General features: G+C 63.8%; 25 protein-coding genes. 14 read left to right on the top strand and 11 right to left on the bottom strand.

What is annotated here, in order from left to right:
* Nucleotides 1–27: 27 nt before the first annotated feature.
* Complete coding sequence (locus tag X726_RS158725) at nt 28–447, bottom strand: hypothetical protein (protein WP_245272094.1); 420 nt, start codon at nt 445–447, stop codon at nt 28–30.
* Between the two features lie 101 nt (nt 448–548).
* Complete coding sequence (locus X726_RS158730) at nt 549–1,274, bottom strand: DUF2259 domain-containing protein (protein WP_023669084.1); 726 nt, start codon at nt 1,272–1,274, stop codon at nt 549–551.
* Between the two features lie 137 nt (nt 1,275–1,411).
* On the opposite strand from X726_RS158730, the gene X726_RS158735 reads away from it, so the two are divergent.
* On the top strand, nt 1,412–1,666 hold the full coding sequence (locus tag X726_RS158735) for a DUF2171 domain-containing protein (RefSeq protein ID WP_023669083.1): 255 nt from the start codon (nt 1,412–1,414) through the stop codon (nt 1,664–1,666).
* A 7-nt stretch (nt 1,667–1,673) separates the two neighbouring features.
* On the opposite strand, the gene X726_RS158740 is transcribed toward X726_RS158735, so the two are convergent.
* Both X726_RS158740 and X726_RS158745 read right to left on the bottom strand, forming a co-directional pair.
* A complete protein-coding gene (locus X726_RS158740; RefSeq protein WP_023669082.1) occupies nt 1,674–2,693 on the bottom strand; it encodes a P1 family peptidase in 1,020 nt (339 codons plus the stop codon).
* Entirely contained in the window at nt 2,693–3,853 is a 1,161-nt protein-coding gene (locus tag X726_RS158745; protein WP_023669081.1) for a branched-chain amino acid ABC transporter substrate-binding protein, read from the bottom strand. Before X726_RS158745 ends, X726_RS158740 begins: the two co-directional genes overlap by 1 nt.
* 180 nt (nt 3,854–4,033) lie before the next feature.
* Between X726_RS158745 and X726_RS158750 the strand changes: the two genes are divergently transcribed.
* From X726_RS158750 to X726_RS158785, 8 genes are all read left to right on the top strand, one after another.
* A complete protein-coding gene (locus X726_RS158750) occupies nt 4,034–4,561 on the top strand; it encodes a flavin reductase (RefSeq protein ID WP_023669080.1) in 528 nt (175 codons plus the stop codon).
* A complete protein-coding gene (locus X726_RS158755) occupies nt 4,558–5,487 on the top strand; it encodes a MoxR family ATPase (RefSeq protein WP_023669079.1) in 930 nt (309 codons plus the stop codon). The genes X726_RS158750 and X726_RS158755 overlap by 4 nt, the downstream gene beginning before the upstream one ends.
* Nucleotides 5,488–5,492: 5 nt before the next feature.
* Nucleotides 5,493–6,737 carry a VWA domain-containing protein gene (locus tag X726_RS158760; protein WP_023669078.1) on the top strand — a complete coding sequence of 415 codons (1,245 nt, stop codon included), beginning with the start codon at nt 5,493–5,495 and terminating at the stop codon, nt 6,735–6,737.
* Between the two features lie 58 nt (nt 6,738–6,795).
* The gene (locus tag X726_RS158765; RefSeq protein WP_023669077.1) at nt 6,796–7,134 is read left to right on the top strand and encodes an XdhC family protein; all 339 of its coding nucleotides are present in this window, start codon (nt 6,796–6,798) and stop codon (nt 7,132–7,134) included.
* 2 nt (nt 7,135–7,136) lie between these two features.
* Nucleotides 7,137–7,841 carry an XdhC family protein gene (locus X726_RS158770; protein ID WP_023669076.1) on the top strand — a complete coding sequence of 235 codons (705 nt, stop codon included), beginning with the start codon at nt 7,137–7,139 and terminating at the stop codon, nt 7,839–7,841.
* Complete coding sequence (locus X726_RS158775; protein ID WP_023669075.1) at nt 7,838–9,448, top strand: molybdopterin-binding/glycosyltransferase family 2 protein; 1,611 nt, start codon at nt 7,838–7,840, stop codon at nt 9,446–9,448. The genes X726_RS158770 and X726_RS158775 overlap by 4 nt, the downstream gene beginning before the upstream one ends.
* A 186-nt stretch (nt 9,449–9,634) precedes the next feature.
* Nucleotides 9,635–10,546, top strand: coding sequence for a phospholipase (locus tag X726_RS158780; RefSeq protein WP_023669074.1), 912 nt, complete (start codon nt 9,635–9,637; stop codon nt 10,544–10,546).
* A gap of 74 nt (nt 10,547–10,620) precedes the next feature.
* Complete coding sequence (locus X726_RS158785) at nt 10,621–11,826, top strand: epoxide hydrolase family protein (RefSeq protein WP_245272088.1); 1,206 nt, start codon at nt 10,621–10,623, stop codon at nt 11,824–11,826.
* Between the two features lie 36 nt (nt 11,827–11,862).
* Here X726_RS158785 and X726_RS158790 read toward each other — a convergent pair whose 3' ends face one another.
* Nucleotides 11,863–12,921, bottom strand: a complete 1,059-nt coding sequence (locus X726_RS158790) for a DUF1176 domain-containing protein (protein ID WP_023669072.1) — start codon at nt 12,919–12,921, stop codon at nt 11,863–11,865.
* Between the two features lie 124 nt (nt 12,922–13,045).
* Between X726_RS158790 and X726_RS158795 the strand changes: the two genes are divergently transcribed.
* On the top strand, nt 13,046–13,552 hold the full coding sequence (locus X726_RS158795; protein ID WP_023669071.1) for a DUF1993 family protein: 507 nt from the start codon (nt 13,046–13,048) through the stop codon (nt 13,550–13,552).
* Nucleotides 13,553–13,627: 75 nt separating this feature from the next.
* Here the strand turns inward: X726_RS158795 and X726_RS1000000168660 are convergent, their stop codons facing one another.
* The gene (locus tag X726_RS1000000168660) at nt 13,628–13,792 is read right to left on the bottom strand and encodes a hypothetical protein (protein ID WP_023669070.1); all 165 of its coding nucleotides are present in this window, start codon (nt 13,790–13,792) and stop codon (nt 13,628–13,630) included.
* 406 nt (nt 13,793–14,198) lie between these two features.
* Here X726_RS1000000168660 and X726_RS158800 point away from each other — a divergent pair, with 406 nt between their 5' ends.
* The 3 genes from X726_RS158800 (at nt 14,199) to X726_RS158810 (ending at nt 17,175) form a co-directional block, all read left to right on the top strand.
* Complete coding sequence (locus X726_RS158800; protein WP_023669069.1) at nt 14,199–14,678, top strand: hypothetical protein; 480 nt, start codon at nt 14,199–14,201, stop codon at nt 14,676–14,678.
* 114 nt (nt 14,679–14,792) lie between these two features.
* Nucleotides 14,793–15,860: an aldo/keto reductase gene (locus tag X726_RS158805; RefSeq protein ID WP_023669068.1), complete on the top strand. Its 1,068-nt coding sequence runs from the start codon at nt 14,793–14,795 to the stop codon at nt 15,858–15,860.
* A 52-nt stretch (nt 15,861–15,912) separates the two neighbouring features.
* Complete coding sequence (locus tag X726_RS158810; RefSeq protein ID WP_023669067.1) at nt 15,913–17,175, top strand: cysteine desulfurase-like protein; 1,263 nt, start codon at nt 15,913–15,915, stop codon at nt 17,173–17,175.
* Nucleotides 17,176–17,179: 4 nt separating this feature from the next.
* Here the strand turns inward: X726_RS158810 and X726_RS158815 are convergent, their stop codons facing one another.
* The 5 genes from X726_RS158815 to X726_RS158835 form a co-directional block, all read right to left on the bottom strand.
* Nucleotides 17,180–18,208, bottom strand: coding sequence for a histone deacetylase family protein (locus X726_RS158815; protein ID WP_023669066.1), 1,029 nt, complete (start codon nt 18,206–18,208; stop codon nt 17,180–17,182).
* Nucleotides 18,205–18,708, bottom strand: a complete 504-nt coding sequence (locus X726_RS158820; RefSeq protein WP_031196820.1) for a GNAT family N-acetyltransferase — start codon at nt 18,706–18,708, stop codon at nt 18,205–18,207. The genes X726_RS158815 and X726_RS158820 overlap by 4 nt, the downstream gene beginning before the upstream one ends.
* A gap of 209 nt (nt 18,709–18,917) precedes the next feature.
* Entirely contained in the window at nt 18,918–19,847 is a 930-nt protein-coding gene (locus tag X726_RS158825; protein WP_023669064.1) for a 3-keto-5-aminohexanoate cleavage protein, read from the bottom strand.
* A gap of 10 nt (nt 19,848–19,857) precedes the next feature.
* A complete protein-coding gene (locus tag X726_RS158830) occupies nt 19,858–21,231 on the bottom strand; it encodes an aspartate aminotransferase family protein (RefSeq protein ID WP_023669063.1) in 1,374 nt (457 codons plus the stop codon).
* Nucleotide 21,232: 1 nt separating this feature from the next.
* Nucleotides 21,233–22,864: a N,N-dimethylformamidase beta subunit family domain-containing protein gene (locus tag X726_RS158835; protein WP_023669062.1), complete on the bottom strand. Its 1,632-nt coding sequence runs from the start codon at nt 22,862–22,864 to the stop codon at nt 21,233–21,235.
* A gap of 169 nt (nt 22,865–23,033) precedes the next feature.
* On the opposite strand from X726_RS158835, the gene X726_RS158840 reads away from it, so the two are divergent.
* Complete coding sequence (locus X726_RS158840; protein ID WP_023669061.1) at nt 23,034–23,282, top strand: ParB N-terminal domain-containing protein; 249 nt, start codon at nt 23,034–23,036, stop codon at nt 23,280–23,282.
* Nucleotides 23,283–23,321 lie beyond the last annotated feature (39 nt).

Here is a 23,321-nt window from a genome sequence, read left to right as displayed (position 1 = left end):
GCCTCCTATCAGAGGCGGACCGAATGCTCAACGCTGCTGGCGTGCAAACCACACGCTGGCGGCGGCAAGCGCGATGAATCCGAGAGGAAAATAGAGCCTGATACCCAGCACCACGAACTGGTAGAGCGCCGTCAGCGAGGTGAAGACCAGTTCGAACGCCCACCGGGCGGTGAAGGCCTCCGCGTGCCATTCGGCATAATAGGAGCGGTATTGCAGCGCAAACAACCCGCCGGTGAAGGCGAGCGTCGTGGCAAGCAGGCAGACGAAGGCGGCGGCGAACGCCACCTCCCAATGCCGGTCGAGCGAGACCAGCCGCGCCGCGAACAACCCAACGGGAAAGGCCAATGCCGCGCCGGTCGCAAACAGCAGGCCGACGAAGCGGATCTTTTCCGGGGTCTCCCAATTGTCGAGCCAAAGACCGGTCAGCGCGCTGGCGCCCATGGTCATCGCCCACAGCAAGGCGCCGACAAGCGCCGTGCCCGTCGATGGTATGGCGCGGCTGACGCGATTGCCGGCGCGCTTGCGCCAACTGGATTGATCGAGCGATGTCACAGGCGTCCGGTCACGGCAATCCAGCGAAAATCCGGCCCTTCGAAGCCGTATTGGCGCACCGCGATCAGCACCGCATAGGCGCTGATGCCGTCCATCGAAAATGTCTGCACCGCGCCGATCCGGTAGCCGTTCGGGCAGCCACGGCTTTTCGGGATCGATTTATCCTCATGCAGCAGATGGGTCTGGCCGCCATCCCTGGCCTCGATCCGCAGCAGGCGAAAACCGTTGACCTCGCCCTGGCTCTGGCAGCTTTCGGTGTCATTCATGCCGATCTCGTCGAGCCGGAATTCCAGCGGCGGGTCGACCGGCGAAAAGATCGGCCGTGGGTTCACCACCATGCGGAACGGGTCGGCCGACAATTCGGTCACCGGGTTGAAGCCGGCGGTGATGCCGCGGTTTGCGGTGAGTTCGGCCTGCACAACGACGGCTTCGCCCTTCTGCCTGGCCTGCTGACGGGCCGTATCGAGCGAGGCGGTCTCATCCTCCAGCCGGACCCGGATTGGCGTGCCCTTCAGGAACGTGTCGTCGGCGGTGTTGATGTAGTAGCGATTGGCATAGGGAAAGCCCGAACCGTCTGCCACACCATATTCCTCGAAGGCGAAGACGCCGCCATCCTTGCTGAAGCCGAGGATTTCAAGCTCGGCGACATCGCCCGCTCGGGCGGCCATGGCGGATGCCAGATGGACCAGCAGGCAAACGCCAATCAGGACGAGATTTCGCATCGGGGTTCCGCTCCGCCTGCCGTGGTTCGATCGTTCCCTATCACGAGACAGTCAAAACATCGTGCTATTCGAAAGGCGATGCATCCAATTCCGCCTCTGTTTGTTATCGTCGATCGTTTTCAAAAGGAGAACACCCCATGACTGAGGCCAGCAAGATTCGCGAGCATATGGAAGTGGTCGGCGCCGACGGCGTTCACATCGGCACCGTCGACAGGGTCGATGGCGAGCGGATCAAGTTGACCAAGGCCGACAGCGGCGAGGGCGCCCATCAGGGGCATCACCACTACATTCCCTTGAGCCTGCTTGCCGAGGTCGAGGGCCAGAAAGTCTGGCTGTCGGCGAATTCGGATGTCGCGGTCAGCTTCGAGGAAGAGGAGTCCGACCCGACCTGACTGAAAGTCAGCGCGACGACCACACCGCAAACAGATCGCCATCGGCCGGCGTCGCGGCGTGGATGCCGCGGCTGATGGCGCGCGCCATGGTGGCGCCGGCGGCGGCAAAGAAATCGACGGCATCGTCGGCGCTGAGTTCTATGCCGCTCTTGCCCGTCGCCAGCGCGAACACCAGATCGCCGTCAGCCGGCGTGTGCACGGGCCAGATGGCGCGCACGAAGCCGTCATGCGCTGAAATGGCCAGCCGCTTGGCTGCCGCCTTGGTCAGCACGGCGTCGGTGGCGATGACGGCGATGGTGGTGTTGCCTCCGGCCTCGGCTTGTCCACCGACACGCTTGTCGCGGTGTTTCAACAGGATCCGCCTGGCGTCGTCCGGCATCGGCGAGGGATAGCCGAGGCCTCCGAATTCATCGCCGATCTCGAAGGGTGCCGCCCAGAAATAGCGTGTACGCGCAATCGTCACCGAGCCGGTCGGGTTGGCGGCGGCGAGCGCGCCGATGGTGATGCCGCTGTCGAGCGCGGTCGAGGCCGAGCCGAGGCCGCCCTTCAGCCCGGAGCTTAGCGCGCCGGTGCCGGCGCCGATTGTGCCGAGCGGAAAGTCGACTGTTGCCGCCTGGGCGGCTTCGTAGCCGAGGTCGCGGTAGGGAGGATAACGGCCCCAATCCTTGTCGCCGCCATTGCGCAGGTCAAACAGGATCGCCGCCGGCACGATCGGCACCCGAAAGCCGCCGACATCGACGCCAATGCCTTTTTCACGCAACGCCGCCTGCACGCCCGACGCGGCGTCGAGGCCGAAGGCCGAACCGCCCGAAAGCACGACGGCATGAACCGCCTCGATGGAATTGTGCGGTTCGAGCAAATCGGTCTCGCGCGTGCCCGGCGCGCCGCCGAGGATCTGCACGCCACCGACCGCCGGTTCGTCGCACAATACGGTGGTGACGCCCGATTTCAGCGTGGCATCCGACGCGTTGCCGACGCGCAAGCCGGCGACATCGGTGATCAGATTGCGCGGCCCGGTGCGAAACATCAGTTCGTCTCCGCCGGCACGAAACGCGTCCCGTCGAAGCGGAAGGCGCGATAGAGGTTCTGGCTCAGATCGCCTTTGTCGTCGAACCGCAGCGGCCCGATCGCGGTGGTGAAATCATGCCCGGTTAGCGCGTCGGCCAGCCCCTTGCCCGAGGTCTGGGGCGCGGCCGAGGCCGCCTTGGCAATCTCCACCGCCGCGTAGGCCGGCAAGGCATAGCCATCCGGCGCGATGTTCTTGGCCGTAAACGCCGCCAGCACCTTGGGATCGGCGACATCGGCCCATTCCGGCGGCGCGATCATCAGCGTGCCGACAGCGTAAGGCACATCGCCGGGTGGCGTGCGCAAATTCTCGCCGCCGGCAAAGACAATGCCGGCCTCGAGCTGGCCGGCGTCGCGGCCCATAATGGCGATGTCGTCGCCGTCGCCACCGGCAAAGACATGCGTGGCGCCCGCCTTCTTCAGCCGGCCGATCAGCCCGATCTGGTTGTCGAGCTGGGGCCGGAACGTGTCTGTGAAGAGATCGGAAGAGCACACGTCTNCCGCCTTCTTCAGCCGGCCGATCAGCCCGATCTGGTTGTCGAGCTGGGGCCGGAACGTGTCTGTGAAGACCGGCTTCAGCGCTGCCTGCTCCGCTGCGGCGCGCAGCGTCTCGGCGATTTCGCGGCCATAGATGGTGCCGTCATCGACGATGGCGAACAATTCGCTCTGCCACAGCCGGGTCAGGATGGCGGCCACCGCATTGCGCTCGTCATCGCCGCGCGGCCCCAGCCGATAGACCGGCCAGCCGGTTTTGGCGCGGCGATCGGTCAGGCTTTCGGTGCGCACGCCAACGGTGATGACCGGTATGTCAGCGTCCTTGAGGATCGGCAGCGCCGCCTGGATCGCCTCGGTGCAGAGGAAGCCGACGACGACCTTGACCTTCGCCGCCGCGAACTCCCTCGCGGCGGCGGCGCCGCCATCGGCTGTGCAGGCATCGTCGACCGTCCTGATCTCGGCGCCGTTGGCTTCTGCTGCCAGGGCAGCACCCGCCTCAATCTGCTTGCCCAGGATCGCCGACGGACCGGACAGGGGTGCGGCGACGCCGACAAGCAAAGTCTGCGCGCCGGCGCTTGCCGGCAGCAGCCAGAGCAGTGCCGCTATTACAGCTGTTAGGGGTCGCATTCTGACGACGAATTCCTCCGTGCCGGTCGCATGCTTCCAGCGTCTCTTCCGCCAAGACCTAAAGGCTGCCCGCCCCAGGCGCAACACGGGAATTTGCGGATTGGCGTCAAGCACTTCGCTTGTGGCCTATTGTGTGCCGCCATATATAACGCTTGGATTCCCGCTTATGGAAAATCATCGGTGTTGAAGTTGAACGACATAGGGCCCCAGGCCTATCGCGACGCGATGGCGCATTTTGCCGGCCATGTCCATGTGGTCACCACCGACGGGGCCGCCGGCAAACGCGGCACGACGGTGATTGCGGCCTGTTCGGTGTCGGACACGCCGCCGACGGTTCTCGTCTGTCTCAACCGCGAGAATGCCAAGAACGAGCTGTTCGTGCAAAACGGCCGGTTTGCGCTGAACACCCTGGCTTCGCACCAGCAGCCGCTATCGGTGGCGTTTTCAGGCCTGACCGGCCTGTCGGCCGATGAGCGTTTCGCGCTCGGCGAGTGGGACGTCATATCGACGGGCGCGCCTACCCTGAAGGGCGCTCTCGCCGTGTTCGACTGCGAATTGATCGACACCAAGGATCTGGCCACCCATCGTGTGCTTTTTGGCAAGGTGACAGGCCTGCGCATGGGCGATAATTTGCGGCCGCTGATCTACCACGCCCGCGACTACCACGTGCTGCAAAGCGGGGCAGAGGCGGCAACGGAGAAAGAATGACCGAGCTGAAACCGCGCCCCGCGCCGCGGACGATCGACGAAACGCTCGATCTCCTGACCGGCGCGGACTATGTCGCGGACCGCTCGCTGGCCACCGTGCTGTTCCTGTCGCTGCGCATGCAGCGGCCGCTCTTCCTCGAGGGCGAGGCCGGCGTCGGCAAGACCGAGATCGCCAAGGTGCTGGCGCAGGCACTCGGCCGCCGGCTGATCCGCCTGCAATGCTATGAAGGGCTCGACCTCTCGTCCGCTGTCTATGAGTGGAATTACGCCGCGCAGATGATAGAGATCCGCATGGAGGAGGCGGCAGGCTCGGTCGACCGCTCCGACATGGAGCGCAATGTCTTTTCCGAAAAATACCTGATCCGCCGGCCGGTGCTCGATGCGCTGACCGGCAAGGCGGGTGCGGCCCCGGTGTTCCTGATCGATGAGCTCGACCGCACCGACGAGGCTTTCGAAGCATTCCTGCTCGAAATCCTGTCCGATTTCCAGGTGACGGTGCCCGAGCTCGGCACGATCAAGGCGGAGGAACCGCCGATCGTCATCATCACCACCAACCGCACGCGCGAAATCCACGACGCGCTGAAGCGGCGCTGCCTCTATCACTGGGTCGACTATCCCAATGCCGAGCGCGAGCTGGAGATCGTGCGGCGCAAGGTGCCGCAGGCCAACAGCCGGCTTTCGGCCGAAGTGGTGTCGTTCATCCAGAAGCTGCGCCAAGTCGAACTATTCAAGGCGCCGGGCGTTGCCGAGACCATCGACTGGGCCGGCGCGCTGACCGAACTCGACAAGGTGGCGCTCGATCCCGAAACCGTCTCCGACACGATCGGCGTTTTGCTGAAATACCAGGACGACATTGCCCGCATCGGCGCGGGCGAGGGCCGGCGTATCCTCGACGAGGTCAAGGCCGAGCTGGCGGCGGCGGAGTAGGGCAAGTGAAGGCGCCCGAACCCAGAGAGGCGACGGAAGACGGGCGCATCGCCGACAACATCGTCTATTTCGCCCGTACCTTGCGCAAAGCGGGCATGCGCGTCGGGCCGGCTTCGGTCAAGGATGCGATCGAGGCGGTGCTGGCCGCCGGCATCGGTTCGCGCGACGATTTCTACTGGACGCTGCATGCCGTGCTTGTGTCGCGGCACGAAGATCACCCTGTTTTCGACGAAGCCTTCCGGCTGTTCTGGAAATCGCGCGAGCTGATCGAGAAACTTCTGGCGATGTTCTCGCCGGTGGCTCCTGACACCAGGGAGAAGCAAAAGCCGCGCGCGGCAGAAAACCGCGTCAGCCAGGCCATGTTCGAAGGCCACGAGAAGAATCGGCCGGTCAGGGAAATCCCGGAGATCGAAGTCGACGCCCGGCTAACGTTCTCCGGGAATGAAGTGCTGCGCGGCAAGGACTTTGCCCAGATGAATGCCGACGAGATGGCAGACGCCAAGAAGGCGATTGCCCGGCTGCGGCTGCCGTTCGACATGGTCCGTACCCGACGCTTCAAGGCAGACCTGCATGGCCGCCGTATCGATCCACGCGCCATGATGCGCTCGGCCGCGCGCACCGGCGGCGAACTGATCCTGCCGAAATTCCGCTCAGCCCGCGAAGTGCATCCGCCGCTGGTGGTTCTCGCCGATATCTCCGGTTCGATGAGCCAGTACACGCGCATCTTCCTGCACTTTCTGCATGCGCTGACCGAAAAACGGCGGCGCGTGCACACCTTCGTCTTCGGCACGCGGCTGACCAATCTCACGCGGCAGATGCGCCATCGCGACCCCGATGCCGCCCTTGCCGACTGCTCGGCGGCGGTCAAGGACTGGTCGGGCGGCACCCGCATCGGCGATACGCTGGCGGAGTTCAACAAGCACTGGTCACGCCGCGTGCTCGGGCAGGGCGCGGTGGTGCTTTTAATCACCGACGGTTTGGAGCGCGACGATGTTTCCGGCCTGTCGCAAGAAATGGATCGCCTGCACAAATCCTGCCGGCGGCTGATCTGGCTCAACCCGCTTCTGCGCTTTGGCGGCTTCGAGGCGCGGGCCCGCGGCGTCAGAGCGATGCTGCCTCATGTCGACGAGTTCCGCTCGGTGCACAATCTCGATGCGCTGGCCGACCTCTGCGCCTCGCTGGACAAGAAATCGGCCGCTTCGGTCGATCCGCGTCGCTGGCTGGACGCTGGTGTCAGGCGCGCCGCATAGCCATATTGGATTCCGAAAAACAGGCTCCCAGAGAAAACAGACTTTGAGGCAAGCGATCATGGACAACAGCATCTATCTCGATGAGGCCCGCGACCCCTTGATCATCGCGGAAGGCTGGATGAAGGACGGCAAGGATGTCGCCATCGCCACTGTGGTCGAGACCTGGGGTTCGGCGCCGAGGCCGGCCGGCAGTCATCTGGTCATCGACGCCGAAGGCAATTTTCACGGCTCGGTCTCGGGCGGCTGCGTTGAGGGTACCGTGGTGAGCGAGGCGATGGACGTCATCGACTCGGGGAAAGCGAAGATGCTGGAGTTCGGCGTTGCCGACGAAACCGCCTGGCAGGTCGGCCTGTCCTGCGGCGGCCGCATCAAGGTCTATGTGGAGCGGCTCGGTTAGGCATGGATCCCTACGCTCTCAAAGCCCTCAATGCCGAACGCCGTGCCCGCCGTGCGGCGATCCTGGTGACCGATCTCGGCGACGGCCGCGACCGCATCGTGCGAGAAGGCGACCAGGTTGCCGGCGATCTCGGGCAAGCGATCGCCAAGGCTTTCCGCACCGGCAATTCGGGTTCGGTCGAGGCTGAAGGGCGCACCTTCTTCCTCAACGCGCATTTGCCGCAGCCGCGCCTGGTGGTAGTCGGCGCCGTCCATATCAGTCAGGCGCTGGCGCCGATGGCCAGGATCGCCGGCTATCCCCTGGAGATCGTCGATCCGCGCACCGCCTTCGCCACCCCGGACCGTTTTCCCGATGTAGCCCTGCATGCCGAATGGCCGGAGGATGTGCTGAAGCGCCAGCCGCTCGACAGCTATACGGCGCTCGCCGCCGTCACCCATGATCCGAAGATCGACGATTTCGCACTGAAGGCCGCGCTCGACGCCAACTGTTTCTATGTCGGCGCACTCGGCAGCCGCAAAACACACGCCAGGCGCGTCGAGCGCCTGCTGGCGCTCGGCGCCAGCGCCGACCAGATCGCCCGCATCCACGCACCGATCGGTATCGACATTGGCGCGGCGAGCCCGGCCGAGATCGCCGTCGCCATCCTGGCGCAGACGATCCACGCCTTTCGCTCGCGCGGTCTCGAAGCCAAAGGCGCGGCGGCGTGAAGTTCGGGCCGATCCCGATCGATCAGGCGCAAGGCGCGGTGCTGGCGCATGCCACGACGGCGGGCGAGCGGCGTTTCCGCAAGGCGCACAGGCTGAGCACGCAGGACGTGGCGGTGCTGAAGGCGGCCGGCATTACCGAGATCGTCGTGGCGGTGCTTGCCGCCGATGACCTCAGCGAGGATGCGGCGGCCGAAAAGATTGCTGCCAGCATGGCCCACCGCAACATCGAGGCAAAACCGGCCGCGACCGGCCGCGTCAACCTCCATGCCAAGGCCGCCGGTCTCTTCACCGTCGATGCCGCCATGATCGACGCCATCAATGCGGTCGACCCGACCATCACCATCGCCACGCTGGCGCAGCACGCGCCGGTCGAGACGGGGCAAATGGTGGCGACGGTCAAGATCATCCCCTTCGCCGTAGCCTCAGCTTTGGTCGACAAGGTGGTGAAAATCTGCGCCGGTGGCGAGATCTTCGCCGTCAACGCTTATCAGCCGGTGCGCATCGGCGTCATTCAGACGATGCTGCCCGGCATCAAGGCCAGCGTGCTCGACAAGACGCTGCGCGTCACCGAGGCCCGGCTGGCACGCTCCGGCGGCCGGCTGACGACGGAGCGCCGCACGCCGCACGAGATCGCGCCTGTAGCCGAGGCAGCGGCCGCGCTGGCGCGCGACAACGACATGGTGGTGATCTTCGGCGCCTCGGCGATGAGCGATTTCAACGATGTCGTTCCGGCGGCGATCGAGGCAGCAGGTGGCACGGTGATCCGCGCGGGCATGCCCGTCGATCCCGGCAATCTGCTGGTGCTGGGCACGCTCGACGGCAAGCGCGTCATCGGCGCGCCCGGTTGCGCCCGCAGCCCCAAGGAGAACGGTTTCGATTGGGTGCTCGACAGGCTGATCGCCGGCCTCGACGTCACCGCCAAGGACATCGCCGGCATGGGCGTTGGCGGCCTCTTGATGGAAATCCCGACCCGGCCGCAGCCGCGCGAGCCGCTGCCGGCGAGAGCCGGGCTGAAGGTCGAGATCGTGCTTCTGGCCGCCGGTCGCTCCAGCCGCATGGGCGGGCCGAACAAGCTTCTGGCGCTGTTCGACGGCAAACCGCTGGTGCGCCGGACAGTCGAGCGCGCACTGGCCTCGAAGGCAACCAGCACCGTTGTCGTCACCGGCCACCAGCGTGAGCGGGTGCACCAAGCCTTGACCGGCCTCGACGTGATCTTCGCCGACAATCCGGATTTTGCCGACGGCCTGTCCTCGTCTCTAAAAGCCGGCATTGCCCGCGTTGGAGCCGAGGCGGCCGGCGCCATGATCGTCCTCGGCGACATGCCGGGTATCTCATCGGCCGATCTCGACCGGTTGATCGAGGCCTTCCGTAGGGACGGCGGCCGCTCAGTGGTGCGTGCCGCCCATGACGGCCGCCGCGGCAATCCGGTGCTGCTGCCACGCGCGCTGTTTGGAGGCATCGCTCACCTCGAGGGCGACACCGGCGCCCGCCATCTGGTCGAGGCCGAGGGACTGGATGTCATCGACGTCGAGATCGGCGACAGCGCGTCGACCGATGTCGACACCCGTGAAGCGATGGAAGACGCCGGCGGCGTGTTGCAGGATTGACAAAGCGAAGCCGAAAAACGCATGCCATGCAGTATGGCTAATCGTACCGCCGCACCCCCCTCTGGCCTGCCGGCCATCTCCCCCTCAAGGGGGGAGATCAGCGGTTTCGATGGCGGCGCTCATCTCGCAGTTTTTCCTACAGCTTTGAAGATTGGCCGAAGCCGGTGTGACATCCAATCTCCCCCCTTGAGGGGGAGATGGCCGGCAGGCCAGAGGGGGGTAGCCGCGCTCCATGCCCTTCTGATTTCGCTCTTTTTCCTGTTCTCCGCCTCTCACGCCGACGCCCTCGAACTAAAACCCTACAAGGATGACCTCTTCGCCTATCCGGCGACGCTCTCGTCCACGGACAAAGGCGCCTACACCGTCATCGACTATCGCGAGATGCGCGACATCAACGACCGCGACGAAGTGCCGGAAAAGCGCGTGCAGGCTAAGTATACCGACACCGGCGTGCGCAAGGTGCAGCGGGATTTGATGCTGAAAACCGATGCCGGCGATGTCAGGCATGTCGCCGTCGGTAAGACCGAAGGCGCCGGCATCATCGTGCTTTACCTGCACGGGCAGGGCGGCAGCCGCAAGCAGGGCGTCGACGACTTCACCTTCGGCGGCAATTTCAACCGCATCAAGAACCTGATGGCCGGCAATGGCGGCCTCTATCTCTCACCCGATTTCACCGATTTCGGCGACAAGGGCGCGGCCCAGGTCGCGGCGCTGATCGGCCACTATGCCGAGGCCTCGCCGGACGCCAAGATTTTCGTCGCCTGCGGCTCGATGGGTGGTGCGCTGTGCTGGAAGCTGGCCGGCCGCAACGATACGGGACGGCGCATAAACGGGCTGCTGCTGCTCGGCTCGCTGTGGGATGACGGTTTCCTGTCGAGCCCGGCCTACAGGCGCCATGTGCCGGTGTTCTTCGGCCAGGGCAGCAAGGATCCGGTCTTTCCCGTGGAGAAGCAGGAAGCCTTCTTCCGCTCCATCACTGCGAACTCGAAAGCCTATCCGACCCGGTTCGTCCGGTTCGAGACCGGCACCCATGGCACGCCGATCCGCATGGTCGACTGGCGCCAAACGCTGAACTGGATGCTGTCGAAGGCGCCCTGAGGCATATCGCCCAGGGGTGCCCCTTGGTTTTGGCAATCATGGTTCGGCCGATATCCTCTTAGGTGTAGGCTGATATGATCCAACAGATCGGAAGCACAGCGATGGACGCCCACCCCTTCAAGATCCAAATTCCGAACGAACAACTTGAAGATCTCCAGCGCCGGCTTAGCGCAACACGATGGCCAATTCCGCTAAGCGAAGCGGGCTGGAGTGATGGGGCCGACCTGCCGTTCATCAAGCGCCTTGCGGATTACTGGCGAGACCGCTTCGACTGGAGAGTGCAAGAGGCGCGGCTGAACCGGCTGCCGCAATATCTGACGAGGCTGAACAACCTAGATGTCCACTTTGTCCACCAGCCAGGCAACGGACCGGCGCCGCTGCCGCTGATCATAACGCATGGCTGGCCCGGCTCGTTCATCGAAATGGAACACGTCATTCCATTGCTGGCAGACCCAGCTGCCCATGGTGGTGACCCGGCCGACGCTTTCCACGTGGTAGTTCCCTCCTTGCCCGGATACGGCTTTTCCCAGGCGCCGACGGAACCAGGCTTCCATTCCGGCCGCATCGCGGAGTTATGGGTACAGTTGATGCGCGGGCTCGGCTACGACCGCTTCGCTTCCCAAGGAGGCGACATCGGCGCGGGCGTTTCCGCCTGGATGGCACGGCTCCATTCCGAAAGCGTGCTTGGCGTCCACGTCAATTACATTCCCGGGAGCTATCGGCCACCCTTGGGTGCAGGTCTGCCACCTGTCACCGTTGAGGAGCAGGCCTTTCTGGAAAAGGCCGCGGCCTGGACGGCAACGGAGGGCGCCTATGCCCATCTGCAGGGCACGAAGCCTCAGACGCTTGCTTATGCTCTGACAGACTCGCCGATCGGTCTCGCAGCCTGGATGATCGAGAAGTTCCGTAGCTGGAGCGATTGCGACGGTGACGTGGAGCGCACCTTCGGCATGGACACGCTCCTTACGGATGTTTCTCTCTATTGGTTCAGCAACGCGCTCACCTCGTCCTTGCGACTCTACAAGGAGAATCGACTGTTCCCTCTTGCGTTCGAGACGCTGGAACGCGTTTCGCCGCCATTTGGGGTAGCGCTTTTCCCTCGCGAGTTGCCGATGCCGCCTCGATCCTGGGTGGCGCGGGTCTTTGACGTTCAGCGATGGACATCGATGCCGCGAGGCGGCCATTTCGCTGCGCTGGAGGAACCGAGTCTTCTGGTCGAAGACATTCGCGCCTTCTTCCGGCCGATGCGTTCGCGGCCTGAAACGAGAAGGCGAATGTGAAGGACTGCTTGAGCGCGGCGGTTCCTGCTAAGACCCCTACGGCGCGGTGTTGTAGTCGACCACCGTCTGCGGGTTCTCCTCGCCATCGTAAGACGCGTCCACATCATATTGGACGAGGGAGAAATCGCCGTTACGGAACAGGTATATCCCCTTGTCCGAGGCGTCGCCGATGCCGCGCCATTTGTTGAACGTGGTCAGCGTCTTGGCGTCTTCGTCATATTCGGAATTGGCCGCCCAGCCGGATGTGCGGAAGCCGATGATACCCATGCCCAGCAGTTTGCCGTCGCTGTCATTGTTCTCGTAACGGATATCCATTTCGGGCTCGGTGAACTGCAACTGCCGCACGCCCGATACTTCGTCGGTCATGTAGTAGACCGAACTTGCGTTATAGGCTGCCGCTTGGCAGTAGAACTCGAAAAGCCGCGTTTCCTTGTCGGGATCGCTGGCAGCCGCGTCCTTTGCCTTGTATTTGATCGAAAAGATGTTCGGCTCCTCGCCGAGAAATTGCTTGTCACACTGATCGCCATAATCAGCGGCGAACAGTTTCTTCACGTGCTCGAGTGCGGTGTCCTTCTTCGGCGGCGGCGGCCCGTCACCACAGCTTGGCGGCAGCGCCCCCTCGAAATCGGCCTTGGATGGCTTCAGCGCGCCCTTGTCGATAAAGATCGGTCGGAACGGCGGGGCCTGGATCTGAGCGCTGACCTGGCGCAGCGTGTAGCAGCCGGCGAAGACTGCTTCCTTGCCGTCCTTGTCGGTGGCGCGGATGGCCACCGGGACGCTGTAATAGATGCTGCCGGCGGCACCTTCATCGGAAATGGCGCCGGTTTCAACGTCGACCTTGTCGGTGCCGTCATAGCCCTTGACGAAAGTGTCGAAATCCTTTGCCGGCTTGGTATCGCCGTAGTAAGCCCAGGCGCGGGCGAATTCGTGCCGGTTGATGGCACTGTAGAGCGAACGGACCACCGCTGCGGCATCCGACCTGTCGTCGACATAAGGTGCCTGGTCATCGGTCGCCGGGTCATCATCGGCCAACAAAGCTTGGCTGGATACAGCAAGGGAGAAAAAAGCGGTCGCTGCCAGAAAGACAAGTCTCATCGGGGATCTCCACCACGACAGGATTCTATCACATCGATTGCGGCGACGTGGTGACGCTTGAAAAATCCTCCGGGAAGGCGCTACGTCCCGCCGTCGGCGCTTCAGCCGCAATGGAGATTTGAACGTGACACTATCGATGTATGAAGCCTCGGTGCCGGTGTTTTCGGCCAGGCTGAAGGCGCTGTCCGGCGTGCTGTCGGCGGCCGAACAGAATGCAACCGAGCGCAAGATCGACCCGCAGGTGTTTTTGACCGCGAGGTTGGCGCCCGACATGTACGCGCTGGTCAGGCAGGTGCAGGTCGCCACCGACCACGCCAAGGGCGCGCCATCACGGCTGGCCCGTCGCGAGGTGCCGAAATACGAAGACAATGAAGCGACCTTCGCCGAGCTTCAGGCGCGCCTGACCAAGACGCTCGATCTGCTGGCGTCATTCTCGGCCGCCGAATTCGATGGTTCGGATGAAAGGGTGGTCGAACTGAAGTTTGGCCAGCGCGAAGCCTCGATGCCCGGCATGCAGTATCTGCTGCATGTCGCCATGCCCAACTTCTATTTCCACGTGACCACCGCCTACGACATCCTGCGCCACAATGGCGTGCCGCTGACCAAGGGCGCCTATCTCGGTAATCGTTGACGAATTGCGCGTTGCGAGGTTTCCCGGCCGCTGCCGGGAAACTTCGTATGACGCTGGTTCAGCGCCAAGGCTTACTCAACGCAGTGACATTTCGCGCGCGATGCGTGGGAAATCGGCCGGCTTGACGCCGATGTCGGCGCGGTCGGCATTGCTCATCGCGTGCAGCAGTGCCAGGGCGGAACGATAACGCTGATGCTCCTGCGGACGCGGACGGGCAAACATTTCAGTGAAGAACCCCATGATTCGGCCCCTTGTTGATCCTCCACGGCGCCGAATATAGGAAAATTGTGAAGATTGTGCAGTGCAGCATTTGCATGGCAGCCATGCCAAGCGAATTTTTTTCGGCACAATTGCCGCGTGCGCTGAAACTTGTGGCGCATCCCCACCGTATGCATAGACGCTGGCACATGGCCGGCTTTTCCTCGCCACTCCTGGCGAATTTCCGGACTGCATGCAAATGCAGTCCGGCTTTTTGTTGGGTCTTGCGCATCGCCAACCGGGCCCGCGCAAGCCTCGCAAACGCCTAAACTGGTTAAGATCAGCGGCATTCATTTTTAACGAGCCGGTTCTATGCTGCGACCGGCTCTGTTCGCATGCGCAAAACGAGGGGGAGGCTGACATCGGCGCCAAGCGGGATTTCGCTTCCTTGCTCGACGATCTGTTCGTCGCCTCCGACAAGGACGAGGCTGGCGCGCAGACGAGCGGCGATACTGGCGCGCGGCCGTCGATCCCGTTCGACTATCTCTCCGTGGCCGACGAGCTTCATTCCGGCCGCATCAAGGTCTCGGGGGAAACATTCGCCGCCGAATACCGCGAGGCGGGAGCCGATCTCGCCGCCGAATTCGCGGCCCTTCTCGATCATGCCAAGCTGGCGCTGGCCGGCGAAGAGACAATGCCCGAGGAGAAGCTGCCGCCGATCGATCCTGACGCGATCGCCATCGAGCTCGGCCTCGATCATCCCGTCAAGAGCGCTGACCTTGGCCGCATGCGCCGCAGCTTCGCCTTCGCCAACCACCCCGACCGCGTCGCGCCGCATCTGCGCCAGCGCGCAATGATCCGCATGCAGGTGGCCAACATGCTGATCGACGAGGCCAAGCGGCGCGCTTTGGCTGGCGTCCGGCGCTGACTTCCAGGGTTCACGCAAAAGTCGGTCCGCTAAGGGTTGGAGAGCGGCGCCGCTTTCCCTATAGATGCGGCTTCCTTCCCGCGTAGCCGCGCAATTCCCGCCGGAGAAAATTCGATGCATAAACGCCGTCTCGGTCGGACCGATCTTCTTGTGACCCGGATCTGCCTGGGGTCGATGACCTGGGGCGAGCAGAACACCGAGGCCGATGGCCATGCGCAGATGGATCTGGCTTTTGAACGTGGCGTGAATTTCATCGACACCGCCGAGCTCTACCCGATCCCGCCCAAGGCCGAGACGCAGGGGCGCACGGAAAAGATCATCGGCAGCTGGATGAAGGCCAAGGGCAACCGCGACAAGGTGATCCTGGCCTCGAAGGTGGTCGGCCGCACCGCCAACAGCTGGTTTCGTGGCGACCGTCCGTCGAAATTGGTGCGCGCCGACATCTTTGACGCCATCGACAAATCGCTGGCCAAGCTCGGCACCGACTATCTCGACCTCTACCAGATCCACTGGCCGGAGCGCGACATCCCCTGGGGCGCCAACCCGACCCGCGTCGGCGCCACGCCGCGCCGCGCCGACGCGGTTGGCGCGCCGCCCGGCGAGACGCCGATCGCCGAGACGCTGGCTGTCTTCGATGAACTGGTGAAGGCAGGAAAGATCCGCCATCTCGGCCTGTCCAACGAAAATTCCTGGGGCGTGATGCGCTTCATCGCCGAGGCCGACAAAGGCGTCGGTCCGCGTGTCGTTTCGCTGCAAAACGCATACAACCTCGTCAACCGCACATTTGAGGTGAACCTCGCCGAAGTCTGCGACCGCGAAGAGGTTGGCTTTCTCGCCTATTCGCCGCTGGCGCAAGGCTATCTCACCGGCAAATACGATCATGGCGCGCGGCCGCAAGGTTCGCGCTCGCAGCTGTTCAACCGCGGCCAGCGCTATGAGACGCCGAATGCGGCGGAGGCGCAGCTCGAATACAACGAACTGGCGCGCTCCTTCGGCCTCGAACCGGCGCTGTTCGCCAACGCCTATGTCGCCAGCCGACCCTTTGTTACCTCCAGCATCATCGGCGCGACGACGATTGCCCAGCTCGAGATGGCGCTGTCCTCAGTCGACGTGACCTGGACCGACGAGATGCAGAAGGCCGTCGACGCAATCCATCAGCGCGTCGGCAATCCGTGCCCATAGGCAAGCCGTTCGAACGAAATTGCCGAGCAAACACAAGGGTAAGGGGACAGCAATGGATTTTCCGATCGAGACCGTCAGGGGGAAATTTCCGGCGCTGGACCTGACCGACAAGGGCCGCCGGCGCATCTATCTCGACAATCCGGCCGGCACGCAGGTGCCACAGGCGGTTGCCGATGCGGTGGCGCGCTGCCTCCTCACCACCAACGCCAATCTCGGCGGTTATTTCGAAACCACGCTTGCCGCGCAACAGGTGGTCGACGGCGCCCATGCGGCGATGGCCGATTTCCTGGGTGCAGCGAGCGCTGAGGAAATCATCATCGGCGCCAATATGACGACGCTGACCTATCACATGTCGCGCACGCTCGGCCGCGGCTTCAAGCCGGGCGACGAGATCATCGTCACCCGCATGGATCATGAGGGCAATGTCTCGCCCTGGCTGCAGCTGGCCGAGGACCTCGGCCTTGTGGTGCGCTTCCTGCCCTTCGACGAGAACAGCTGGCAGGTCGAGGAGGCGGCGCTCAGCGCTCTGCTTACCGACAGGACAAAACTCGTTGCGCTGAACTATGCGTCGAACCTCACCGGCTCGATCAACCGGGTCAAGGCGCTGACGGCCATCGCCAAACAGGCCGGCGCGCTCGTCTATGTCGATGCCGTGCAGTTCGCGCCGCACGGGCTGGTCGACGTGCAGGATCTCGGCTGCGACTTCCTGGTTTGCTCGGCCTACAAATTCTTCGGCCCGCACATGGGCATATTGTGGGGCCGCCGCGACATCATCGATGCGCTGAAACCCTACAAATGCCGTTGCTCGTCCAATGGCCTGCCGGAGCGCTTCGAACTCGGTACGCCGCAGATCGAACTGATGGCCGGACTTACCGCAGCGGTCGATTACTTCGCCGAACTCGGTGCTGCGGCCGGCGAGGGCGGTTCGCGAAGGCAAAAGATCGCAAAGGCATACGAAGTGTCGATCGCCTACGAAAACCCGCTGGCGCTGAGGCTGATCGATGGGCTGTCCGCCATTGAGGGCCTGACCATCCGCGGCATCACAGATCAGAAGCGTGTCATTGAGCGCGTGCCGACCGTGTCCTTCACCGTCGACGGCATCGTGCCAGAGACGATCGTGCGGCAGATGAATGCCGAGAACATTTTTCTATGGTCGGGTCACAACTACGCCTGGGAGATCGTCCACCATCTCGGCATTCCGGCCGAGCAGGGCGTCGTGCGCATCGGTGTTGCGCACTACAACACGGCGGCAGAGATCGACGAGACGTTGGAAAGCGTGCACCGGGAGATCGCCATGCTGAGGCAGCAGCGCTAGTCAGCTATCGCTGTTTGCCGCCGAAACCGGTGAGGAACGCCGTGAGATTGTCGCCGAGCGCGTCGCAGAGATAGCCGCCTTCCTGGACGATAATCGTCGGCAGGCCAAGCTTGGCAATTGCCTCGCCGATCCGCGAGAAACCGGGCGTGGTCACCGAAAGCCCGCCGAACGGATCGCCCTCGAACGCATCGAGACCGAGCGCCACGACCAGCGCGTCCGGCGAAAAGGCGCGGATACGCTGGAACGCCACTTCGAGGGCCTCCAGAAACGCCGCGTCGGCTGATTTGCGCGGCAATGGCAGGTTGAAATTATAGCCGAGGCCCGGACCTTCGCCGCGCTCATCGGCATGGCCCCAGAAGAACGGATAGAAGCGCACCGGATCGGCGTGCAGCGACACCGTCAGGACGTCGGAACGCGTATAAAAGATGCCTTGCGTGCCGTTGCCGTGATGCAGGTCGACATCGAGGATCACCACCCGCGCTGCCTGCTTGCGCAACACCTGGGCCGCGACCGCTGAATTGTTGATGAAGCAGAAGCCGCCGGCGACATCGGCAAAGGCATGATGGCCGGGCGGCCGGCAGAGCGCATAAGCGGCAGGCGCGCCTGCCATGACAGCTTCCGCCGCTTCGACCGAGCTCCAGGCGCTCCACAGCGCGCTTTGCCAGGTTTCGGCGGAGATCGGGCAAGCGGTGTCGGCCATGTGGTAGCCGGCCTGGCCGACCGCCGAGGCCGGATAGGACCCTGTGCGGGCCAGTGGATGGATGTTGGGGATGACTTCCGCGGATGCGCCCTCGATGCGCTGCCAGCGCGCAAAAATGTGTTCGAGGAAGGCGAGATACTCCGGCGTATGCACGGCCGCCACCGGGCCTAGGCCATGTTCCCTGGGCCGCTCGATCATCAATCCGGCGGATTTTGCGCCGGCTAACAATCGCTCTACCCGCTCCGGCTGTTCGGGATTGGGCTGCGGCGCACCGCTGGACAGAAAGGCCTTCGGGTCGTGGCGTTTCTGCTCCTCGGCAAAGAAGGCTTTCATTCCGCGTCCCCATCCTGCGCTGCATCGGCAAAGGCGAAAAAGGCATCGCCAACAATCTTCTGCGTCTGCTCGTAGCTCGACCAGGCGATGCCCAGCCGCTCATAAAAAGCCTTGGCGCCGTCATTGTCGGTGTCGACGGACAGCCTAAGATAGGCGCCGCCATCCCGGCGGCAGTCGCGCGCGACCCGGCGCAGCAGTCTTTCGCCGATCTTGCGGCCGCGAAACCGGTCCTCGACATAGAGGTCCTGGATATAGACGCCGGGCCGCCCCATCCATGTCGAGAAGATCGGGAAATGCAGGCAGAGCCCCGCAAAATCGCCGCCGATCTCGGCGATCAGGGTGGAGAAGGCGGGTTTGTCGCCAAAGCCGTAGCGGCGGAGATCGTCGGCAGTGGACGTGATCTCCTGATGCGCGCCGATATGGGTGCCGAGCTTGAGCAGCGCGGCATGGATGGTGTCGACGTCGTCGATGGTGCCGGGGCGGAGGGTGACTGTACTCACGATAGGCAAGGCGCCCAGGCACCTCCCTCTGTCCTGCCGGACATCTCACCCTCAAGGGGGGAGATTGGCAGCTTTGGCGCTGCCATCCATTTTGCAACGATTGAGATTGGCGAAGGCCGCAGTGACATCCGATCTCCCCCCTTGAGGGGGAGATGGCCGGCAGGCCAGAGGGGGGTGTGCCAGAACGCCATCATCGCAGATCAATCATCTCAAAACGCCACCCTATCGCCACCCTTCAGCGCCAGCATCTCGCGCGCCTCGGTTGGCGTTGCGACTTCCAGCGACAACCCGTCGAGAATGGCGCGTATCCTGCGCACCTGATCGGCATTGGATTTCGCCAATTGCCGTCCATCGTAGAGACTGTCCTCCAGCCCGACGCGGACATTGCCGCCCATCGCCGCCGCGATCGAGATCAGGGGCATCTGATGGCGGCCGGCGGCGAGCACCGAGAACTGGTAGCTGTCGCCGAACAGCTTGTCGGCGATGCGCTTCATATGGATGAGATTGTCGGGATCGGCGCCGATGCCGCCGAGAATGCCGAGCACGAACTGGATGAACAGCGGCCCCGACACCAGCCCGCGGTCGCGAAAATGCGCCAGCGAATAGAGATGGCCGACATCGTAGCATTCGAACTCAAAGCGCGTGCCGCAGCCCTTGCCGAGCTTTTCGAGCACGCCTTCCATATCGGCAAAGGTGTTCTTGAAGATGGTGTCGCGCGTGGCTTCGAGCAGCTTTGGTTCCCACTCGTGCTGCCACTCCCTTGGCTTGTCGAGCATCGGGAACAGCGCGAAATTCATCGAGCCCATGTTGAGCGAGCACATTTCCGGCTCGGCCCGCAGTGGTGCCGCCAGCCGCTGGTCGAGCGTCATCATCGACGAACCGCCGGTGGTGATGTTGATCACCGCATCGGTCGCTTGCTTGATGCGCGGCAGGAACTGCATGAACACCTCAGGATCGGCGGTCGGCCGGCCGTCTTTGGGATCGCGGGCGTGGAGATGCAGGATTGAGGCGCCAGCCTCGGCCGCCGCGATGGCGTCGGTCGCGATCTGGTCCGGCGTCACCGGCAGATAGGGCGACATGGACGGGGTGTGCACCGAGCCAGTGACCGCGCAGGTGATGATGACTTTCCTCGGCGCCATTCTTTAGCCCTCAGCCTTCGACCGGCAGGTCGAGTTCGGCGGCCAGAACTTCCAGCGAATCGCCGATGATGGAAATGATCTCCCCGACCTCTTCAGCCGTGACGATCATCGGCGGCGCCACCATGAAATTGTCGCCGTCGACACCGCCCTTGACCCTGCGGCCGTAGATGATCAGCCCGCGCTCGTAGGCGAGGTCGAGCAGGCGCTGCGTGGCTTTCTTGCCCTGTTCGATCGGCCGTAGAGTTTCGGGATCGGCAACCATCTCGGCGCCGGTGAGCAGGCCTTTGCCTCGGACATCGGCGATGAACGGAAAACGCTTCGCCAGCCCTTTCAGCCCGTCCATCAGCACGTCGCCCATCGCGGCGGCATTGGCGATCAGGTCGAGGCGGTCCATCTCGCCGAGCACGGCGAGCCCGGCCGCGCAGGCGAGCGGATTGCCAGCATAGGTGTGGCCATGCTGGAAGCCGCCCGACGCCAGCAGCGGCTCGACCAGCCGCATCGGGGCGGCCAGCGCGCCGAGCGGCGCATAGCCGGAGCCAAGCCCCTTCGACAGCGCGACGATGTCGGGCTTGCAGTTCCAATGGTCGCCGCCAAGGAATTTTCCGGTGCGGCCGGCGCCGCTCATCACTTCATCATGGATGAGCAGGATGCCGTAGCGGTCGCAGATCTCGCGTATACGCGGATAATAGCTGTCCGGTGCGACGAGGGCCGAAGTCGCCGCACCGCCGATCGGCTCCATGATGAAGGCGAGCACGCTGTCCGGGCCCTCGGCCTGGATCTTCTCCTCCAGCATGTCGGCATAACGGACGCCGCGCTGCTCCATCGAAAGATTGTCGCGGTCGCGCCATGCCGTCGGCGCCGGCACGGTCGGCATCACCCGCATCATCGGTGTGAACGTTTCGGCCAGCGCATCGTCGCCGGTTATCGAAAGCGAACCCAGCGTGCCGCCATGATAGGAGGGAAAACGCGTGATAACCTTCCAGCGCTTCGGCTGGCCGGTCGCGACCGCCCATTGCCGCGCCAGCTTGATGCAGGATTCCGTCGCCTCCGAACCGCCGGAGACGAAGAAGATTCGGTCCATGCCCTCCGGCAGTTTGCCGGCGAGCTCCCGCGCCAGTTCTTCCGCCTGCTCGTTCTCGAAATGCAGCCGGTAGGCGAAGGTGGCGCGGTCCATCTGCCGCTTCATGGCGTCGAGCACGTTGCGGTTGGAATGGCCGATATTGGCGACCATCGGTCCGCTCGATCCGTCGATGAAGCGGCGGCCGTCCTGCGTCCACATATAAATGCCTTCGGCGCGGTCGATCAGCGGCCGGCGCAGGCTGGAGAGGTAGAACAGGTGCGAGGGCGCGCGCGTTTCTGAACCAGTTGATGAGGGCTTCTGCATGTCAGGACTTTCCGAGGTAGCGATCGATTACATTCCTGGTCACGCGCTCGACCATGGGATCCTGCCTGAGCAGGCCGGCGACCCATTCGCAGCTTCCGGCGTGGAAAACCTCGCCCTTGCCGCGCGGAAAATTGACGATCATGCCGTTGCCGCGTTTGACCTTTTCCAGATTGGCGTCGGTCGCCTCGCCAAACAGCGTTTCGGCCGTAAAGCGGCCATCCTCGTCGGTGAGAAACTGGTCCTCGATCGGGATATCGGCGCTTTCCTCGACCTGGCTCGCCATGCCGACGGCCAGCACCTGCAGCCCGTCAGGCGCACCGCTGTCCGGTGTCGGATAGGGCAGGCCGCCGCGGATCTCGAAATCGAGCCCGTCGACCTCATAGCCATAGACATGGCTGTCGGCGCCGAGCAGGTCGCCATAATAGATGCCGGTGCCGGCGAAGGCCCAGTGCTCGGGCCGATAGACCGGAAAGCCGCGCACGCCGCGCGGTGCGCATCCGCCCCAGCCGGCATAGACGCCGCGCGTCGCGTTGAGGCCGAAGGTCATTGCGCCGGGACGACCGATCTCAGGCGATTCCCAGGAGTTGGTGGCCCGGGTGACGTCGCCGCTATAGGCCGGGTCTTCGGCCCGCGCCCGGTATTTGTAGCAGACCTGCCGGCGGCCTTCGTCCTCGAGCCTGGTCTGCCACATGAAATTGCCGGCAAAGCGAGCCGCATGACCGCCGCGCTCGACGTAGCTGTCGACGGCGTCCCGCATTTCCCAGGTCCAGTACTCGTCATGGCCGACGAAGACGACGCAGTCGTAGCCGTCGAGGATCTCGGGCGAGAAGTGCAAATCGTGCTGGCTGGCGAGATCGACGCCGTAGCCGGCGCGCTCGGCAAAGCGGAAGAAGTGGCTGTCATAGCTCGCCCAGCCGGAGGAGGTGTATTTCTTCGAATGTCCCGTGGCGTACGCCCATTCCATGTGCGGATAGCGCGGCACTGTTTTCGGCGGCACGGCAACCTCCAGCGGCACGCGCGGCGCGTCCTTGGGCAACACCACGAAGCCACGGCACCAAGGCCGCTGCGTCGACACCATGCGCGCATACTGGTCGCGGCCCGGGCCGGTGATGCCTTGATAGGCGTTGGAGCCGCCCCATGTGTTGTAGGACAGCCAGGTGCCGGTCGCCGCCACCTGCAGCACGCGACGGGGTTTTCTGCCGGGCAGGGGCGCGACGATGATGAGGTGATGGCAATGGATGGGCTCGCGCCCGTCCGCCGTCAGCGTCAGCCGATAGGCGCCGGATGGCCAATCCTTGCCGATGCGAAATTCGAAAGACGCCTCCCAGCCGCAGCCTTCGACCGAGCACTGGTCGGGCGTATCCTGCCAGCGCGCCGAAAGCCCCGTTTGCTCGAAGACCTTTGTCTCGCTGCCGCCGTCGCGGACAATGACAATGCTGAAGCGCGGCGCCGTCGAGCTGACATGCAGCGTCACGGTCTCGCCGGCGCGGTAGGAAAATCGATCAGAATAGCACCAGATCTCGCCCCGCTCGCCGTCCATTCCCGGCCATTCATAGTAATGGCCGCGCACTGCCTCGCGGCGCTGCTCGGGCGTCAGTCCGAAATCGGGAAATTCGGTCGGCAGTTGGGTCATGAACACCGGGAAAGTGACAGGCCGCCATTTCGGCCATCTGCCGGCCAAGCGTCAAATGGAAACGATCGGGCCAGCAATTGCATACGACACAATTGCTTGGCCGCTCTTGGCCGCACCTGGCAAACCGACTATCTCAGGCGAGGCGGCATTTTCCGCCTCGGGAGCCGGTATGCTGAGAGTGCAGAAGGTCAAGGTCGACGAAATCTACGTGCCGACGGCGCGCAAGAAGACGCTGCATCCCGAAACGGTCCGGCATCTGGCCGAAGACATACTGGAAAACGGCATGAAGACGCCGATCCAGGTTCGCCATGACGGCAAGCGCCACATCCTGGTCGAGGGCCTGCACCGGCTGGAAGCCGCCAAATGGCTCGGCGAGACCGAGATCGACGCCTATCTGGTGCAGGCCAAGCGCCACTGAGGCGCGCGACCGATCGACAACAGCCAAACCGGTCATTCT

This window comes from Mesorhizobium sp. LSJC285A00, from assembly GCF_000503155.1.
GTDB lineage: Bacteria > Pseudomonadota > Alphaproteobacteria > Rhizobiales > Rhizobiaceae > Mesorhizobium.
This window is presented reverse-complemented; position numbering and strand designations above follow the sequence as displayed.